We start from the raw sequence: 17,917 nt of genomic DNA on the forward strand, positions 1-17,917 counted from the left end.
GGACGGACGAGCACTGCGGATGGGCCGGTGCCCCGGCCGGACGGCCGGGTTGGCTGGTTCGGCACTCTGACAGCGCTTTCTCAACCGGTAAAGTCCGAATCTCGCCAACGCCGCGACACCGCAGACCAGTTGGGTTGAACCGGTTTAGGGAGAGCGCATGCTTCTGGCCACACCGCTCACCGAGGGATGGATCCTGCGGCACCCCGACGACACGGGTGCGGCGCTCCCGGCGGCCGTGCCGGGCTGCGTGCACACGGATCTGCTGGCCGCGGGCCTGATCCCGGATCCCTTCCTCGGCCGGAACGAGGCGGACGTGGCGTGGGTGGGCCGCCGGGAGTGGACGTACGAGAGGCGGCTGGAGACCGGCTCGGAGCACGAGCGGACCGACCTGGTCCTCGACGGGCTCGACACCGCCGCCGAGCTCAGCCTCGACGGCGAACCGCTGGGCCGGGTGCGCAACATGCACCGCTCGTACCGCTTCGATGTGACGGACCGTCAGGGGCGCCTGGCGGTGCGCTTCGACTCCGCGTACACCGAGGCGGAGGCCGTGCGCGCACACGTCGGCGAGCGGCCCGCCGCCTACGCCGAGCCCTATGCCCACATCCGCAAGATGGCCTGCTCCTTCGGCTGGGACTGGGGGCCGACCCTGGTCACGGCGGGCATCTGGCGCCCGGTGCGGCTGGAGTCGTGGTCCACCGCCCGGATCGACCGGGTGCGCCCTCTCGTCACCGTCGAGGAGGGCACGGGCGTGGTCGAGGCGCACATCGAGGTGGAGCGCACCCGCCCGGAGGCCGAACTCACCGTCGAGGCGCGGATGGGCGGGGTGCCGGCGCGGGCGGCCGTCGACGGGACGGCCGCGGTCGTACGGCTCCGGGTGCCGGACGCCGACCTGTGGTGGCCCCGGGGGTACGGCGGACAACCGCTGTACGAGCTGGAGTTGACGCTGATGCACGGCGCGGAGGTGCTGGACGTACGGCGTCACAGGATCGGCTTCAGGACCGTGGAGCTGGACACCTCGGCCGACGCACACGGCAGCGGCTTCACCCTCGTGGTCAACGGGGAGCGGCTGTTCGCACGGGGCGTCAACTGGATCCCGGACGACGTGTTCCCCTCCCGGATCACCCGCGCACGCTACCGGGAGCGGCTCGGCCAGGCGGCCGCGGCGGGAGTCGACCTCGTCCGGGTCTGGGGCGGCGGGATCTACGAGAGCGAGGACTTCTACGACGCCTGCGACGAACTCGGCCTGCTGGTCTGGCAGGACTTCCCGTTCGCCTGCGCCGCCTACCCCGAGGAGCAGCCGCTGCGCGGTGAGGTGGAGGCCGAGGCACGCGAGAACGTCGTACGCCTGATGCCGCATCCCTCGCTCGCGCTGTGGAACGGCAACAACGAGAACCTGTGGGGCTTCAGGGACTGGGCCTGGGAGCCGGAGCTCGCGGGCGACTCGTGGGGCGAGGGCTACTACCTGGGGCTGCTGCCCCGGGTGGTGGCCGAGCTGGACCCGACCCGGCCGTACACGGCGGGCAGCCCCTGGTCCGGATCCTGGGCGCACCACCCCAACGACCCGGCGCACGGCACGCACCACTCGTGGGAGGTGTGGAACCGGCGCGACTGGGCGGACTACCGGCGCAGCGTGCCGCGTTTCGTGGCCGAGTTCGGCTGGCAGGCGCCGCCCGCGTACGCGACCCTGCGGCGCGCCCTGCCCGGCGAGGAGCTCGCCCCGGACTCCCCCGGCATGCTGCACCACCAGAAGGCCGAGGACGGCAACGGCAAGCTGGAACGCGGACTTGCCCCGCACTTCGTGGTGCCCGACGGGGACTTCGGCCGCTGGCACTACCTCACCCAGCTCAACCAGGTGCGCGCGGTGGCCGCGGGCGTCGAGCACTGGCGCGCGCACTGGCCGGTGTGCGCGGGCACGGTCGTCTGGCAGCTCAACGACTGCTGGCCGGTGACGTCCTGGGCGGCGATCGACGGCGACGGGCGGGAGAAGCCGCTGTACCACGAGCTGAAACGGCTCTACGCGGACCGGCTGCTGACGTTCAGGGAGCAGGACGGCGGACTGGTGCTGGCCGCGGTCAACCAGTCGGCCGTGCCGTGGTCGGGAGAACTCGCCCTGCGACGGATGTCCGTGGCGGGCGAGGTGGTCGCCGCCACGCACACGGCCCTGCGTGCCGGGGCGCGCACGGTCGCGGACGTCGCCGTGCCGCCCGAACTGGTGCCGGCCGGCCCGAAGGAGTTCCTGGTCGCGGACGCGGACGGCCTGCGCGCCCTGCACTTCCCGGCGCCGGACCGCGACATCCCCTATCCGCGGCCGGAGTTCGACGTGTCCGTGGCGCCGGGCGCGGTCACCGTGACCGCCCGCACCCTGGTGCGGGACCTGCTGCTCCAGGCCGACCGTCTTGACCCGTCGGCGCGGGCGGACACGGGGCTGGTCACCCTGCTCCCCGGTGAACGGGTGACCATCGGGGTCGACGGCTGGCGGATCCCCGGCGGCCGGGAGGCGGCCGAAGCCGTCCGGGCGGCCCTGTACTGCGTGGAGCCCGCCCGATGACGGCACCCCGCGTCACCATCAAGGACGTCGCCGCCCGTGCCGGGGTGTCCAAGGGGGCGGTGTCGCTGGCCTTCAACCGCAAGCCGGGTCTGTCCGAGGCGACCCGCGACCGCATCTTCCGGGCCGCGCGCGAGCTGGGCTGGGCGCCGAACCCGGCCGCCCGGTCGCTGGCCGGCTCGCGCGTGGACGTGGTCGGGCTCGCCATCTGCCGGCCGGCCCGGCTGCTCGGGCTCGAACCCTTCTACATGGAGTTCATCTCGGGCGTGGAGAGCGTCCTGGCCGAGCACTCCTGCTCGCTGCTGCTGCGGCTCGTGCGCGCGCCGCAGGAGGAGGCGGGCCTGCTGGAGACGTGGTGGAAGGCCCGGCAGATCGCGGGTTCGATCCTGGTCGACTTCCGCACCGACGACCCCCGGCCGGCCGTGGCGCGGCGAATCGGGCTGCCCGCGGTGGCCGTGGGACACCCGTCGCTGACCGGCGACCTCACCTCGGTGTGGACCGACGACACCACCGCGGTCACCGAGGCCGTGCGCTATCTGGCGGCGCTCGGGCACCGGCGGATCGCCCGGGTCGGCGGCGCGGCGGCCCTCGGGCACACGGCGATCCGCGCGGCGGCGTTCGACGCGGCGGCGCGGAGCCTGGAGCTGGCCGGGGCGTGGCAGGTGGCGACCGACTTCTCCGGTGAGACGGGGGCGCGGGCGACGCGGTCGCTGCTGTCCGCGGCTCCGCCGGAGCGGCCCACGGCGATCGTCTACGACAACGACATCATGGCGGTGGCGGGGCTGTCGGTGGCGGCGGAGATGGGCCTGCGGGTCCCGGCCGACGTGTCCCTGCTGGCCTGGGACGACTCCCAGCTGTGCCGGCTGACCCATCCGACGCTGTCCGCGATGAGCCACGACGTGCACGGCTTCGGCGCGGACGTGGCCCGTACGCTGTTCGGGGTCCTGCTCGACGAGGGTCCGGGCTCGCATCCGGTGCCGACTCCGGTGCTGACTCCGCGGGGTTCGACGGCACCGCCGGACGTGTGACGTTCGCCGCTGTGGGCGCGGGGACTGGGCAGTTACATTACTCATGAGTAGCATGGGGGTGAGCGCGCGCTCAGCGCTGCGCGGCAGTGCCGTCCCGCACCCTGGAGGAGAGCCATCGTGCCTCGTACCGTCAGGGACGTCGTCTTCGTCGACGGCGTCCGCACCCCGTTCGGCAAGGCGGGCCCGAAGGGCATCTACCACGAGACTCGCGCCGACGACCTCGTCGTCAAGGCGATCCGGGAGCTGCTGCGCCGCAACCCCGGTCTCGACCCGCGGCAGGTCGACGAGGTCGCCGTCGCCGCGACCACGCAGATCGGCGACCAGGGCCTGACCATCGGCCGCACCGCCGGCATCCTGGCCGGCCTGCCCGCCTCGGTCCCCGGCTACTCCATCGACCGGATGTGCGCGGGCGCGCTGACCGCCGTGACCACGGTCGCCGGCGCCGTCGCGTTCGGCGCGTACGACGTCGCCATCGCGGGCGGTGTCGAGCACATGGGCCGCCACCCGATGGGCGAGGGCGTGGACCCCAACCCGCGCTTCGTCAGCGAGAAGCTGGTCGACGAGTCCGCCCTGTTCATGGGCATGACCGCGGAGAACCTGCACGACCGCTTCCCGCACATCACCAAGCTGCGCGCCGACGAGTACGCGGTGCGCTCGCAGGAGAAGGCCGCCAAGGCGTACGCCGACGGCAGCATCCAGGCCGACCTGGTCCCGATCTCCGTGCGCCGCACCGATCCGGAGGGCGGCGAGACCGGCTGGGGCCTGGTCACGGCGGACGAGCCGATGCGTCCGGGCACCACCCTGGAGAACCTGGCCGGCCTCAAGACGCCGTTCCGTGTGCACGGCCGGGTCACCGCGGGCAACGCGGCCGGTCTGAACGACGGCGCCACCGCCTCGATCGTCGCGAGCGAGGAGTTCGCCCGCGAGCACGGCCTGCCGGTCAAGATGCGCCTGGTCTCCTACGCCTTCGCGGGCGTGGAGCCCGAGGTCATGGGCTACGGCCCGATCCCGGCCACCGAGAAGGCCCTGGCCAAGGCGGGCCTGTCGATCTCCGACATCGGCCTGTTCGAGATCAACGAGGCCTTCGCCGTGCAGGTCCTGGCCTTCCTCGACCACTACGGCATCGCGGACGACGACAAGCGCGTCAACCAGTACGGCGGCGCGATCGCCTTCGGCCACCCGCTCGCCTCCTCCGGCGTCCGCCTGATGACGCAGCTCGCCCGCCAGTTCGAGCAGCAGCCGCAGGTCCGTTACGGCCTCACCACCATGTGCGTCGGCTTCGGCATGGGCGCGACGGTCATCTGGGAGAACCCCCACTTCGAGAGCGCTGCCGGAGGCGACAAGTGAGCACCACCGCTGAGCTGTTGAAGGGCGCGGCCGAGCTGTTCCCGGGCGAGGTCGTCACACAGGCGCACGTACGCCACTTCGACCTGCCCCGGGAAGCGGGCCGCTTCGCCCTCATCACCCTGGACAACGGCCTGGACCACACCAAGCCGACCACCTTCGGGCCCGCCTCGCTGGCCAACCTGGACGCGGCCATCGACCAGGTGGAGAAGGAGGCCGCGGACGGCGACATCGTCGGCGTCGGCATCACCGGCAAGCCGTTCATCTTCGCGGTCGGCGCCGACCTCAAGGGCGTGGAACTGCTCAAGGAGCGCGAGCACGCGCTGGCCATCGGCAGGGGCGGCCACGAGGTCTTCAAGCGGCTGTCGCACCTCGCCGTCCCCACCTTCGCGTACTACAACGGCGCGGCGATGGGCGGCGGCGTCGAGGTCGGCCTGCACTGCACCTACCGCACGGTCTCCGCGGCCCTCCCCGCGTTCTCGCTCCCCGAGGTGTTCCTGGGCCTGGTCCCGGGCTGGGGCGGCTGCACGCTGCTGCCGAATCTGATCGGCGCCGACCGGGCCGTCACCGTCGTCATCGAGAACAGCCTCAACCAGAACAAGCAGCTCAAGGGCCGGCAGGTCCACGAACTCGGCATCGCCGACGCCCTGTTCGAGGGCGCGGACTTCCTTGAGCAGTCGCTGGTCTGGACGACGGCGGTCCTCAAGGGCGAGATCGAGGTCGAGCGCCCGGAGATCGACCGGGGCGAGGCCTGGGACCAGGCCGTCGCACGCGGCCGGTTCATCGCCGACTCCAAGGTGCACGGCGCGGCCCCCGCCGCCTACCGGGCCCTGGACATCATCGCCGCCGCGAAGAACGGCGACCTCCAGCAGGGCTTCGACGCCGAGGACGAGGCCCTCGCCGACCTGATCATGAGCGGCGAACTGCGGGCCGGCATCTACGCGTTCAACCTGGTGCAGAAGCGCGCCAAGCGCCCGGCCGGCGCCCCGGACAAGAACCTGGCGCGCCCGGTGACCAAGGTGGGCGTGGTCGGCGCGGGCCTGATGGCCTCCCAGCTCGCCCTGCTCTTCCTGCGCCGCCTCGAAGTGCCCGTCGTCCTCACGGACATCGACCAGGAGCGCGTCGACAAGGGCGTGGGCTACGTCCACGCGGAGATCGACAAGCTGCTCGCCAAGGGCCGTGTCAACCAGGACAAGGCCAACCGCCTCAAGGCGCTGGTGACCGGTGTCCTGGACAAGGCGGAGGGCTTCGCGGACGCCGACTTCGTCATCGAGGCGGTCTTCGAGGAGATGGGCGTCAAGCAGAAGGTGTTCGCCGAGGTGGAGGCGGTCGCCCCGGCGCACGCGATCCTCGCCACCAACACCTCCTCCCTCTCCGTCACGGAGATGGCGTCGAAGCTGAAGCACCCCGAGCGGGTCGTCGGCTTCCACTTCTTCAACCCGGTCGCGATCCTGCCCCTGCTGGAGATCGTCCGCGGCGAGCGGACGGACGACGCCTCGCTGGCGACCGCCTTCGCGGTGGCCAGGAAGCTGAAGAAGACCGCGGTCCTGGTCAAGGACGCCCCGGCGTTCGTCGTGAACCGCATCCTGACCCGCTTCATGGGCGAGATCCAGAACGTCATCGACGAGGGCACCCCGGTCGACGTGGCGGAGCGTGCGGTGGAGCCGCTCGGCCTGCCCATGTCCCCGCTGGTCCTGCTCGAACTGGTCGGCCCGGCGATCGGCCTGCATGTCTCGGAGACCCTCAACCAGGCCTTCCCGGACCGCTTCACGGTCTCCCCGAACCTCAAGGCGGTGGTCGAGGCCGGCAAGCGCGGCTTCTACGTCTACGACAGCGGCGCCCCCGAGCTGGACCCGGAGGTCGCCGCCCTCCTGAAGCAGGGCGACACCGTCCTGACGGAGGAGCAGGTGCGGGCGCGGGTGCTCGACGCGGTCGCGGAGGAAATCGGCCTGATGCTGGCCGAGGGCGTCGTCGCCGAGGCCCAGGACATCGACCTGTGCCTGATCACCGGCGCCGGCTGGCCCTTCCACCTGGGCGGCATCACCCCGTACCTGGACCGCGAGGGCGTGTCGGAACGCGTGAACGGCAGGCGGTTCCTGGAGGCGGGGGTGGCGAGCGTCCCGGCGTAGCCCGCCCGTCGCGGTTTCCGGACGACGAAGGTGCCCGGCACACCGGTGAGTGTGCCGGGCATCGGCGTGCAACGGAAATTACAAAGAAGAGACGAAGTGAAGGGATGTGAAAGCTTTCGGCCTACAATAGGCGAATCCTGGTCACCGTAGGGGGAGGCCGTTCGGGACCACGGAAGGAATGACGGCACATCATGGGGGGAAGAGCGAAGGCACCGCGGCGCGCACCCCGAGTCGAGAGTCATGAGGCGGCAACTTCCGCGCACAGGGCCGGGAGTCCCGTCGAAGGCAAATGGCTCACCCGCGGAAGCGACGGCCGTCTCACCATATTCACCCTGTCCCCCGAGGGCCTGCTGCGCTGGACGGAGATACGCCCCGGCGGGCCGGAGTGGGAAGGGCCCCGGCTTTTCCCCGTTCCTCCGGGTCTGAGTCACCTGTCGATCACCCAGGGCGCCAATGGTTATCTGCATTTTCTGGCGCACCGCATCCGGCGGCACGAGGACGGCCGCACGGCGACCGATCTGATGTACACGATGCAATACCAGTCGGGCCGGCCGATCAACGACTGGCGCGCGCTCGCCAACCCGTACAAAGAAGGGGACGATCGGCATCCCCGTCTCGGACATCCCACCGGTGTCGTCGACACCGCCGGAACGCTCCACGTCTTCGTCCGCAACGCGGGCCGCGGTCTGCATCTGCGGCACGAGGACAAGGACGGCAAGTGGCATCCCTGGAAGGACCTGCGCGGCAGCGCGCTGCACGAGGGGGCGACCGCCGGCGTGACCTCCAAGGGCCGGATCGGCGTGCTCGCACCCTCGGACAAGCCCCTGCACCACTGGCAACAGAGCGTATGCGGCGGCGAGTTCGAGCGGCTTGAGGACGTGCACGTGACGATGGTCCCGGGGAGTGGCGTGGCGCTGGAGACCTCCGGGGACCAGCTCACGTACTACGTCAAGGACGCGTCCTCCTCCGGCCTGCTGGCCATCCGCCCCGACGGGTCGCTCGTGCAGATCGGCGGGGCCCCGGCGGGCGGTGCTCCGTCCGCCCTGCGCACCCTGATCGACGGCCAGGACTGCACCATCCTCACCCACCGCGGACTGGCCGACAGCCCGATCTTCGGGGCGTTCGTGACCAACACCGAGGAACTGGGCGTGCAGTGGGCGGAGGTCGGCCACCCGTGTCTCGGTGATCCGGCGCTGGTGCTGGACGCGCACGGCCGTATCACGCTGGCGATGATCGCCGCCGACGGTTCTCCCCACATCACCCGGCAGTCGTCGTCCTCGGGCCTCACCTTGGGTCAGTGGCACCGGCTGTGAGCCGTATGCTCGGCAGACCGTGTCTGTGTTTCGCGGACTCCGACATGGTCCGCAGGAAGCTCACCGCGTGGGACGTCGTGCCCGACGTGTACCAGGACTCGTCGATCTCGCAGAGTCCGACACGGATGCCCAGTCCGCGCAGCACGATCGGCAGTGTGTGGGCGACCGTGGACGGAAACGTCAGGACCGTGTGCCCGATGGGCCCCTGCGCCGCCAGGAGTTCCAGCGGAAGGTCGGGCCGCAGCACCGTGACTCCGGTGCTCTCGGTGATGCGCCGGAGTTTCTCCCTGCTTTCCCGGCGGTGGGCCATGTACCGGTCCACTCCGCGCGTGCGCACGATGGCGCGAACGGCCTCCAGATAGCGCTCCTCGCCCACGATCCCCGTCTCGACCAGGGAGGTGCCCAGCAGATCGGCACCGGAGCGGGCCACGGGACGGGTGAACCGGGAGCGCGTCCAGGCGTATTGGTTCGGCACGATCGTGATGCCGGGCGGCGGCGCCACCTCCATGCAGGTGAACAGGCAGCGCCGCAGCGACGGGGCAGTGAGCCAGCCCATCGCCTTGACGCTGCGGCCGGCCCGGGCCGCCTGCTGGTGCCACCGAGTCAGGTCGCGGCCCTCGGTGACGATGCGCACGAACTCGGTCGTGGCGGTTCCGTCGTCGACGATCACCAATTCCCGGGCAGTGGCCGAGGGCAGCAGCATCTGCACCATTCCGGAGAACAGATCACCGACGACGAGCCGCTCGGCCCGGGCCACCAGTTTCCGGACCGCGGTGAACTGCCGCAAACGGCTGACCGTTCCGGACCTGATCTCGAACCGCGTGATGTCCAGTCCGCTGCCCGCGGTCAGCTCGGCCACCCGGGCGAGCTGCACCCTCGACCACGGATCCATGGGAAGGAGGACCGCCACCTGAACGGCGGTGTTTTCCCCCCGGCGGACCGCGCCCTCGCCCTGGCGAGCGAAGTAGGCCCACTCCGCCACGTTCAGCAGCTGGGCCGGACTCTCCACCAGGGCGAGGGTTCTCGTCATGCGACCGGGACCGCCGCCTCGGCGATCACGCCGGTGACGCGGCGCAGCTTCTTCATCGGGCCGCGCTCGGAGTCGTAGACCTTCTTGACGCCGTCGCCGAGGGAGGCCTCGATGGTGCGGATGTCGCGGACCAGGCGCTGCAGGCCCTGCGGCTCCACGGAGGCGGCCTGGTCGGAGCCCCACATGGCACGGTCCAGGGTGATGTGTCGCTCGACCATGCAGGCGCCGATGGCCACCGCGGCAACGGTGGTCTGCAGGCCGATCTCGTGGCCGGAGTAGCCGATCGGGACGTTCGGGTACTCGGTCTGCAGGGCCTTGATGACCCGCAGGTTGAGCTCCTCGGCCTTGGCCGGGTACGTCGACGTCGCGTGCAGCAGCACGATGTTCTCGCTGCCCAGAACCTCCACCGCATGGCGGATCTGCGCCGGGGTCGACATTCCGGTGGAGAGGATGATCGTCTTGCCGGTGGCACGCAGGGCGCGCAGCAGCTCGTCGTCCGTCAGGGAGGCGGAGGCCACCTTGTGGGCGGGCACGTCGAACTTCTCCAGGAAGACGACGGCCTCGGTGTCCCACGGAGAGGCGAACCAGTCGATACCCCGCTTGCGGCAGTATTCGTCGATGGCGCGGTACTCGTCCTCACCGAACTCCACGCGGTGGCGGTAGTCGATGTAGGTCATCCGGCCCCAGGGGGTGTCGCGCTCGATGTCCCACTGGTCCCGCGGAGTGCAGATCTCGGGCGTGCGCTTCTGGAACTTGACGGCGTCGCAGCCGGCCTCGGCGGCGGCGTCGATCAGCTTGAAGGCGTTCTCGAGGTCGCCGTTGTGGTTGATGCCGATCTCACCGATGACGTAGGCGGGCGAGCCGAGACCGACCAGTCGGGAACCGATCTTCCGGGTACGGGGGTAGTGCATGGGTTCAGAGAGCCTTTCCAAGAAGGTGTGTTGCTATCTCGCGGACAACGCCGTGGCCGCCGCGTGACGTCGTCACGGCGCGTGCTCTTTCACGGACGATGTCGTGGGCGTCGGCCACGGCGACGGGCCAGCCGACAAGTTCGAAACAGGGCAGGTCGTTGACGTCGTTGCCGGCGTAGAGGATCCGCTCCGGGGAGATGCCCTCGGCCTCGTACCACCTGCGGAGTTCGACGTCCTTGCGCTCCACGCCGTGGATGACGGGGATGCCGAGCTTGCGGGCCCGGGCGGCGACCACGGGGTTGGTCTCGCTGGAGAGGATGAGCACCGGGACGCCCGCTGCGCGCAGCCGGGAGATCCCCATGCCGTCCCCCCGGTGGACGACGACCGTCTCGTGTCCGTCGGCGTCGATCCACACCCGGTCGTCGGTCTGCGTGCCGTCGAAGTCGAGGACGACGGCATCGATGGCCGCGCGGGTCGGAAACCGCGGGTTGTCGAGGAGGGGGGCGAGGGCCCGGGCACGCTCCAGGTCCGCGGGCTCGTCGATCTCAAGGGTGCGGGCGGGACCGACGGGCACGGCCGCGACGTTTCCGAAGAAGCGGTGTCCCTTGTCCCGGAAGCCCTGAGCCCTCATCGCATAGGCGGCTCCGGTCTCCAGGAACTCCTCGGGCCGGTCCTGGCGGCGCGCCCGCTCGGCGCTGTCGTGGTTGACACCCTGGGCGGCGACGACCACGGAGGTGTCGCCGCCGTCGCGGACCCCGCGCCAGACGAAGCCGTGGAAGGGGGACGCGGTGAAGGCCGAGTCGGCGCCGCCGTCGAGTACGGCGGAGACGACGCCCTCGATGTCCTCGGGGGCCAGGAACGGGCTGGTGGCCTGGACGAAGAGAAGCACGTCGGTGAGTTCGCCGTGCCGTTCCTCGACCGTGTCCAGCGCGTGCAGCAGCGCGGACTCGCTGGAGGCGGTGTCGGACGCCAACTCGTCCGGTCGCATGACCACTTCGGCACCGTGGCGCCGGGCCTCGGCGGCGATGTCCGCGGCGTCCGTCGAGACCACGACGCGGGTGACCCGGCGCGCCGTGCGGCAGGCGTCCACGGCCCGCCCGAGCAGCGAGACCCCGGCGACACGGGAAAGGTTCTTGCCCGGGATGCCCTTGGAACCGCCTCGCGCGGGGATCACAGCGGTAACGATGCGATCAGGGACAGATGGGAACATAGCGGACCTCATGATGAGTCGGTCGTACAGACGGTGGCGAGGTGGGGGGAGGCTGGGTGACGGAGGACGAGGGCGGCCTACAGGCCGCCCCAGCGCTGGATCTTGGGAGCCACCGTCTGGACTCCGAACCGGTAGGCGCGGCGCAACGCCTTCCGCGAGGCCCGGGTCAGGAGTCCGTGCCGGCCCCTGGCGGCGGCCACGGCATGGGGCAGCGGTTCACCGTTCGGGTCCAGCCCCCGGCGGGCCAGCAACTTGGGTAGATAGGCGGGAGCGTTCTGCATCGTGTAGTACGGCCGGATCGGCGGCAGCGACGACGAGCCGGCCAGCGTCGCCACCCGGTCGCGCAGTTGGGCGTACGGATCGCGGGCCAGGATGCCCTGCTCCTCCAGCCAACCGGGCCGGGCGTACGGCAGTACCCCCTCGTCAATCTCGTTCCAGGAGACGACACAGCCGGAGCCGGTGAAGTAGTGGTTGCCGTGGGGCTCCCGGACACCCAGGTCACTGAGGATGGCCGTGGGAATCTCCCGGTGCATCGACTCCAGGGCCGCCGTCGAGCTGACGGTGACCAGGAGGTCGGTACGGTCGAGGACCGGCCCCATGTTGCCGTAGACGAACTGCAGGTTGCGCGGCAGTGGTTCGTCCAGCGACTCGGCGAGCGTCTCGTAGTGGAACGGCTCGATGTGGGTGGTCTGCTCACCCGGCTTGGAGCGAAGCTTGATCAGCACCTCGCGCCCCGGGCGCAGCCGGGCGTGCTGGATGGCGCGGCGCAGTACATAGAGCCGGCCCTCACGGTCCTCCGGAACGGAGGGCTGGACCGCGAAGGTGACCGTGAAGGGATGGGTCGCGCCGGTGCGCGTGGGGTCGTACCGGTGTTCGGCGAGGAAGGGCAGTGCAGTCTGAACGACGCAGTTGTCGGGTATCCCGAGCCCCCGGTAGATCTCACGGAAGCGGCCCGCGTCGAACGGGCTGTTGGCGAGCACCACGTCGGCTCCGGCACGCAGCAGCAGACCGTCCGTCAGGTTCTCGTAGACGACACCCACATACCCGGTGACGAGCACCGGCCTGCGGGGTTGCCGGCCGAGGCCGCGGGCGAGACCGTGCAGGATCGCCTGGGTCGTTCCGCCCACGGAACCGATGATCAGAACGTCGGCCGAGGTCAGCTCCGGATCGGTGACGAACTCGGCGACGGAGGAGTGACTGATGGACTCGGTGCGGATACCGACCTCTTCCATCTGCCGGGCCGTCGGCGTGGAGCGGCCGTTGAGCATGTGCGCGTGCAGCCGGGGACGTGAGTGGAGCCGCTGCGCCAACTCCCCACCCCATTTCCACCGGGTGTCGGAGTCGGCGAGTACGTGGATGCGCATCGCCTCTGCCGTTTCTCTTCTTCGCGTAATGGCATATGTGGAACTGATCTCGCCCTTCCGCGGGCCGGGTGACTCGTGTCAGCCCGTCGCCATCGCCTTGGCGACCCTGCGCGCACCCCGGTCCTTCAACAGCCGGGCCGCTGCGGCGGATTCGGGGTTGATGCGCAGCGCCTCCTGGGCCGCGAAAATCCGTAGCGGCTTGCCTTCGCGGCCCATCAGGGCGGCGACTTCCGCGATCTTGATCCACGCCATCGCGCGTTCGTCCCCCGCCATCGCGGCGAGCGAGAGCATTCGCTTCGCCTGTTCGAAGTCATCGTCCCGGACGAAGATGCGCGCCATTCCGATGAGCACGTCCAGCGGCTTGCGCTCCTTGAGGATGCGTTCGCCGATACGCCGGGCGACAGCGAATTCACCGGCTTCGAAGCGTTCCGTGAACGCGCCGACCGTCAGTTCTTCCTCGGCCGGCTTCTCCTGGACACCGCCCTGTCTCCCGGCGGCCTTCTTCGCCCGCTCCATCGCCCGGATGTCCGCCTCGGAGGGCGCCCCCGGCAGGGACAACTTGTGGAGCAGGTCCGGCTTGAAGTGCATACGCAGCACCGGACGCACCTCCAACTGCGGAAGTACCCGGGTCACGTACGCCACGGCCCGCTCCCGCAGATGGGGATAACGCTGCGCCTGCATGCAGTACCCCACCGCCGCTATGTACTCGGTGAGTTCGTCGCGGACCCACTCGGGGCTTCCCAACAGGTCGGGCTCCGCGAAGCCGTTGCCCTCCAGATCGGGCAGGGCAACCTCGCAGATGGTGACGGGGACGCGGTTGCTGTTGGGGTACGGGCGCAGCTTCCGCAGCACCTCGCGGACGCCCACGGTGGCCGCCGGGATGCCGTAGAGAGCGCGGGCAGTGAACAGGCCGGTGGAGAAACAGCCGATGACGACGACGGGCCGGATGTATCCGTACACGGCCTCCGCGAGCAACGGCGTCTCCAGCACCAGCAGGTCGACGTTCAGTTCCCCGGCCCGCCGCACCAGTGACTCCGTCAGGCTCTGCGGCGCACTCGGGTGCGGCTTGAAGAGGACCGAGGTGAAGCCGAGGTCGACGGCGGACTCGAACATCCGCAGGTGCAGCCCCTCCTCTTCCTCCTCGGTGAGGATCCCAAGACTGGAGAGGTACTGGCCGAGCAGCATGGCCGCGCCCGAGCGCCCCGTGGGAAAGGCGGCCGGGACGAGGGAGGCCAGGGCCGGTGCGCAGGCCTCGCCCAGTTCGGCGAACACGCCCTGCACCGCGGCCGTCTCGACGGGTTCGGCCGGCACCTGGTACTCGCTCAGCAGCAGCGGTCGCAGGCCGGGAATGAGGTCCAGGTACAGCGTGCGGCGGATACGGGTGTGCACGTCACGCGGAAGCTCGTTGCGTGTGGGGCCGTAGGTCATCAGGCCGTCGGCGTACACCGTGATGCGCGCGTCGCGGAAGATCTTGCAGAACGTCAGCGCGGGCTTGACCTGGATGGACTCGACGACGAGTTCCAGCCCTTCGTCCGCGATGTCCCAGCGCAGCCCGAGCAGTTCGCGCCACATGGGCACGTCCTCGCCGCGCGGGTCCCACATGCTCGGGTGGTACGGGTAGATCACCTCGTTCCAGGAGATGACCGCGTCGAAGCGGGACCGCAGCGGCTCGAACCCCTCCATGGCGTCGAGGGGTGTGGTGACCTCCGGGATCTCCGTGTTGGTGCAGACGACGAGAATGCGCCGGCCGTCTCCGGACGGGCCGAACTGAGCGGCGTCGATGGCGGCGGTCAGTGTCAGCGCCCCGTACAGAGTGGAGGCGACGAAGATCTGGGTCATCGGGCCGTTACCCCGAGTTCCCGGCGGCCCGCCGGCGGGTGGGGGATTGCCTCCGCGCCGGGGCGGCGCCCGCTATCGGGCACGACCCGTACGCCCTCGTACAGGTCGGCGACGGGCGCGGTTCCCCGCACGGAGTTGATGAGCTTGGCCCGGCGCTCGCCCACCTCGTCGAGAGTCTGCTCCAGCAGATCCTGCGGCAGCCGGTCCAGCGCCGCGGACACCCTGCTCTTGAGCAGGGCCCTGACGTCGTCCTCATAGGTATCGGCCCGGTCCAGGTGAATGGCCGTCATCGCGCAGAAGGTCCGAATCACCTTCGGCATGATGTGGGATCCCCGGGGGTGGGCCGACACCTCGCGCGCCACCCGCTCGAAGCACGGAATGAAGTCGAGCTGACGCTCGTCCGGGATGCGGGTGAGCGAGGTGCTGACGTCGCGGCGGTAGAAGACGCCGGCCAGGTCGACCACCGCGTAGGAGTGCGTGTACAGGTGCAGGCGCCAAGTCCACATCCGGTCCTCGGCCGTGCGCAGCTTCTCGTCGAAGAACAGCAGGCCGCGGTGGGCCAGCAGTTCACGGTTGAAGACGCCGGCCCAGACCAGCGGGTAGTCGACCATGGTCGACGCGTTCGCCGGCATGATCGACTGGATCGGCGCCAGCAGGGTGTCGCGCACGGCCTGGGGCGCGCGGACGATCTCCCGCTTGCGGCCGACGACCCGGACATGGTCGGTCCGGACGAAGTCGCAGCCCAAGCGCTCTATCGCCGCGACCAGTTGCCGCAGATAGCCAGGCGCGAACCAGTCGTCGCCGTCGAGGAACGCGATGTACTTCCCGCGAGCCATCCTCAGGCCGGTGTTGCGGGTGAAGGAGATGCCGGAGTTCTGCGGGTTCTGGCAGAGCACTCCCCCGGGGACCTTGCGGATCTCCCGCTGGAGGATCTCGAACGTGCCGTCGGTGGAGCAGTCGTCCACCACGATGAACTCGAAGTCGCTCCGGGCGTTGAGCGCCAGCGACTTGAGTGCCGTCGCGCAGTAATCACGCACGTTGTACATCGGCACGATGACGGAAAGCTTCACCGGCGCTGCCTCGACTCCAGAACATCAGGGCCAGCCGGAGGGATCCCGGTCGGCGGATTCACAACACGAGCAGTGGGGCCGCACTTTTCGACAGCACTGTCCTTGTCGAACTCCACCTCAACCCCCGTCAGCACTCCTGGTGCACCCCCACGCACACAGAGCTGCCGCTCATGGGATCTTCACACCACTTTCAACATCCTGTCCAGAAACGATCTGATTACTTGACGTGAATGCCCCAGTTTAGAGGCAAATTTAATCCGACTCGATCGGGAACGGAAGGGAGATCCGGGGTTGATGGAGGGTGAGAAACGGACTCGAGGCCACTGAAGCGCTTACCGGGAAACACGCTGCGGTCACAAGAACATCACAGGCCCGCATACATGTCCGAACGTGTGTCTATAGTCTTGATCCTCAGGCAGTAGTACGCGGACCGGCCGCCCCCCACCCGAGTCCCACTCGATCAGCATTCGCCCCCCGTGGGCACGACTTGTGAGGACTCGGACAGGATGAGCCATGCCCCGACACTGCAGGGACGCAGCCCGAGCACGCCGCCGGGTGGCCCGCTCCCCGACGAGAAGCGGAAGAAGCGCCGTTGGGGACGCATCGTTCTGCTGACACTGCTGGTGCTCGTGCTGGCCGGGGCCGGCGCCTGCTACTGGCTCTACAGCGGCCTGAACGGCAACATCAAGGGCGTCGACATCGACCACGCCATCGGTGACGACCGGCCCGAGAAGCTGCCCACGTCCGGGCAGAACGTGCTGATCCTCGGCTCCGACTCCCGCTCCGGCGCCAACGCCGCGCTGAACACCGGCAAGGTGGCCGGTGCCCGCTCCGACACCGCGCTGGTGATGCACATACCCGAGGGCCGCACCCAGGCCGTCGCCATCAGCATTCCCCGCGACACCCTGGTGACCCGGCCCGAGTGCACGAAGTCCGACGGCACCGCGGTGGCGTCGGCGAAGCGCGTGATGTTCAACTCCATCTACGGTCAGGTCGGTCCCGCCTGTGTGGTGAAGACCGTGGAGCAGATGTCCGGCATCCGCATGGACCACTACGTGGAGATCGACTTCTCCGGCTTCAAGGGGCTGGTGGACGCGATAGGCGGGGTCGACGTCACCGTGGACCAGGACATCCACGACAAGTCCAGCGGGCTGGACCTGACCGCCGGCACCCACCGTCTGGACGGCACCCAGTCCCTGCAGTTCGTCCGCACCCGGCACGGCATCGGCGACGGCAGCGACCTCGGGCGCATCAGCCTCCAGCAGCAGTTCATGCTGGACCTGCTGGGCGAGATCAAGAAGCAGGACCTCCTGGGCAGCCCCAGCAAGACGTACAAGATCGCCGACAGCCTCACCGCGGCCCTCACCACCGACTCCGACCTCGCCTCCCTCACCAAGCTGGCGGAGTTCGGGCGCAGCCTGAACGGGGTCGACCCGTCCAGCATGGAGACGATCATGCTGCCGGTGATGTACGACAAGATCGACCCCAACCGCGTCGTGGCCGCGGAGCCCCAGGCGACGGAGCTGTGGAAGGCGCTGCGCAACGGCACCACCATCCCGGAGTCCGCCAAGAAGTCCCCGGCGACGGGCGGTTGATCCACGCCGCGGTGCCGCCCGCATCCACGGGGAGGCCTCCGCCGGGCGGACGGACCGGGCGACGAGCCCGCGGACGCGCGACGTCACGGACACTGGAACCGCGTCTGATCCCGACCGGAAGGACCGACCCAGGATGCCGACCCTGCTGATCGTGGACGGGGCCAACGTCGTCGGCTCCGTCCCGGACGGATGGTGGCGCGACCGGCGGGCCGCCGCCGAACGCCTGCGCGACCGGCTCGCCGGGTACGTCGAGGAGGGCGTGCCCGGTGTGCCGGGTCCGCTGGAGATCGTCCTGGTCCTGGAGGGCGCCGCCCGGGGCGTGCCGTCCGTGCCCGGCGTACGGGTCGAGGAGGCATCGGGCAACGGCGACGACCACATCGTCCGGCTGGCCGTCGCCACGGCGGACCGGCCCCGCGTGGTCGTCACCGCCGACCGCGGACTGCGCCGCAGGGTGACCGCGACGGGGGCCACCACGGTGGGTCCCCGCACGGTGTACGGCCCCGGCGGCCAGGACATCTCGGGTCAGAATCGTTGACCGC

13 protein-coding genes are annotated in these 17,917 nt (G+C 70.1%); 7 read left to right on the forward strand and 6 right to left on the reverse strand.

The window, feature by feature from the left end:
- Positions 1 to 157 precede the first annotated feature (157 nt).
- The 5 genes from ACF09J_RS18385 to ACF09J_RS18405 all read left to right on the forward strand — a co-directional run bounded on the left by ACF09J_RS18385 (position 158) and on the right by ACF09J_RS18405 (position 8,359).
- Positions 158 to 2,548 carry a glycoside hydrolase family 2 protein gene (locus ACF09J_RS18385; RefSeq protein WP_392306452.1) on the forward strand — a complete coding sequence of 797 codons (2,391 nt, stop codon included), beginning with the start codon at positions 158 to 160 and terminating at the stop codon, positions 2,546 to 2,548.
- Positions 2,545 to 3,573, forward strand: a complete 1,029-nt coding sequence (locus ACF09J_RS18390) for a LacI family DNA-binding transcriptional regulator (RefSeq protein WP_392306453.1) — start codon at positions 2,545 to 2,547, stop codon at positions 3,571 to 3,573. Before ACF09J_RS18385 ends, ACF09J_RS18390 begins: the two co-directional genes overlap by 4 nt.
- 117 nt (positions 3,574 to 3,690) lie before the next feature.
- Positions 3,691 to 4,920 (forward strand): thiolase family protein, encoded by a 1,230-nt coding sequence (locus ACF09J_RS18395; protein WP_392306454.1) that lies wholly within the window; start codon positions 3,691 to 3,693, stop codon positions 4,918 to 4,920.
- Positions 4,917 to 7,046 (forward strand): 3-hydroxyacyl-CoA dehydrogenase NAD-binding domain-containing protein, encoded by a 2,130-nt coding sequence (locus tag ACF09J_RS18400; protein WP_392306455.1) that lies wholly within the window; start codon positions 4,917 to 4,919, stop codon positions 7,044 to 7,046. Before ACF09J_RS18395 ends, ACF09J_RS18400 begins: the two co-directional genes overlap by 4 nt.
- A gap of 530 nt (positions 7,047 to 7,576) precedes the next feature.
- A complete protein-coding gene (locus tag ACF09J_RS18405) occupies positions 7,577 to 8,359 on the forward strand; it encodes a hypothetical protein (RefSeq protein WP_392306456.1) in 783 nt (260 codons plus the stop codon).
- On the opposite strand, the gene ACF09J_RS18410 is transcribed toward ACF09J_RS18405, so the two are convergent.
- From ACF09J_RS18410 to ACF09J_RS18435, 6 genes are all read right to left on the reverse strand, one after another.
- The gene (locus ACF09J_RS18410) at positions 8,331 to 9,389 is read right to left on the reverse strand and encodes a hypothetical protein (RefSeq protein ID WP_392306457.1); all 1,059 of its coding nucleotides are present in this window, start codon (positions 9,387 to 9,389) and stop codon (positions 8,331 to 8,333) included. The two genes, ACF09J_RS18405 and ACF09J_RS18410, sit on opposite strands and share 29 nt — an antisense overlap.
- A complete protein-coding gene (locus tag ACF09J_RS18415) occupies positions 9,386 to 10,300 on the reverse strand; it encodes an N-acetylneuraminate synthase family protein (RefSeq protein WP_392306458.1) in 915 nt (304 codons plus the stop codon). The genes ACF09J_RS18410 and ACF09J_RS18415 overlap by 4 nt, the downstream gene beginning before the upstream one ends.
- Before the next feature lie 4 nt (positions 10,301 to 10,304).
- Positions 10,305 to 11,510 carry a cytidylyltransferase domain-containing protein gene (locus ACF09J_RS18420; RefSeq protein WP_392306459.1) on the reverse strand — a complete coding sequence of 402 codons (1,206 nt, stop codon included), beginning with the start codon at positions 11,508 to 11,510 and terminating at the stop codon, positions 10,305 to 10,307.
- A gap of 77 nt (positions 11,511 to 11,587) precedes the next feature.
- Positions 11,588 to 12,874 (reverse strand): DUF6716 putative glycosyltransferase, encoded by a 1,287-nt coding sequence (locus ACF09J_RS18425; protein WP_392306460.1) that lies wholly within the window; start codon positions 12,872 to 12,874, stop codon positions 11,588 to 11,590.
- Between the two features lie 78 nt (positions 12,875 to 12,952).
- A complete protein-coding gene (locus ACF09J_RS18430; RefSeq protein ID WP_392306461.1) occupies positions 12,953 to 14,713 on the reverse strand; it encodes a polysialyltransferase family glycosyltransferase in 1,761 nt (586 codons plus the stop codon).
- Positions 14,710 to 15,783 (reverse strand): glycosyltransferase family 2 protein, encoded by a 1,074-nt coding sequence (locus ACF09J_RS18435; RefSeq protein WP_392306462.1) that lies wholly within the window; start codon positions 15,781 to 15,783, stop codon positions 14,710 to 14,712. Before ACF09J_RS18435 ends, ACF09J_RS18430 begins: the two co-directional genes overlap by 4 nt.
- A gap of 506 nt (positions 15,784 to 16,289) precedes the next feature.
- Here ACF09J_RS18435 and ACF09J_RS18440 point away from each other — a divergent pair.
- Positions 16,290 to 17,378 (forward strand): LCP family protein, encoded by a 1,089-nt coding sequence (locus ACF09J_RS18440; RefSeq protein ID WP_392306463.1) that lies wholly within the window; start codon positions 16,290 to 16,292, stop codon positions 17,376 to 17,378.
- A gap of 133 nt (positions 17,379 to 17,511) precedes the next feature.
- Entirely contained in the window at positions 17,512 to 17,913 is a 402-nt protein-coding gene (locus tag ACF09J_RS18445; protein ID WP_392306464.1) for an NTP pyrophosphohydrolase, read from the forward strand.
- The last annotated feature ends 4 nt before the right edge of the window (positions 17,914 to 17,917 follow it).

This window comes from Streptomyces sp. NPDC014889 (assembly GCF_043081205.1).
Taxonomy (GTDB): Bacteria; Actinomycetota; Actinomycetes; order Streptomycetales; family Streptomycetaceae; genus Streptomyces.

Excerpts from the sequence above, each read along its gene's own strand:
- ACF09J_RS18420 (WP_392306459.1), bottom strand. The coding sequence starts at position 11,510 with ATGTTCCCATCTGTCCCTGATCGCATCGTTACCGCTGTGATCCCCGCG.
- ACF09J_RS18415 (WP_392306458.1), bottom strand. The coding sequence starts at position 10,300 with ATGCACTACCCCCGTACCCGGAAGATCGGTTCCCGACTGGTCGGTCTC.
- ACF09J_RS18440 (WP_392306463.1), top strand. The coding sequence starts at position 16,290 with ATGAGCCATGCCCCGACACTGCAGGGACGCAGCCCGAGCACGCCGCCG.
- ACF09J_RS18445 (WP_392306464.1), top strand. The coding sequence starts at position 17,512 with ATGCCGACCCTGCTGATCGTGGACGGGGCCAACGTCGTCGGCTCCGTC.
- ACF09J_RS18385 (WP_392306452.1), top strand. The coding sequence starts at position 158 with ATGCTTCTGGCCACACCGCTCACCGAGGGATGGATCCTGCGGCACCCC.
- ACF09J_RS18430 (WP_392306461.1), bottom strand. The coding sequence starts at position 14,713 with ATGACCCAGATCTTCGTCGCCTCCACTCTGTACGGGGCGCTGACACTG.
- ACF09J_RS18410 (WP_392306457.1), bottom strand. The coding sequence starts at position 9,389 with ATGACGAGAACCCTCGCCCTGGTGGAGAGTCCGGCCCAGCTGCTGAAC.
- ACF09J_RS18405 (WP_392306456.1), top strand. The coding sequence starts at position 7,577 with ATGCAATACCAGTCGGGCCGGCCGATCAACGACTGGCGCGCGCTCGCC.
- ACF09J_RS18425 (WP_392306460.1), bottom strand. The coding sequence starts at position 12,874 with ATGCGCATCCACGTACTCGCCGACTCCGACACCCGGTGGAAATGGGGT.
- ACF09J_RS18390 (WP_392306453.1), top strand. The coding sequence starts at position 2,545 with ATGACGGCACCCCGCGTCACCATCAAGGACGTCGCCGCCCGTGCCGGG.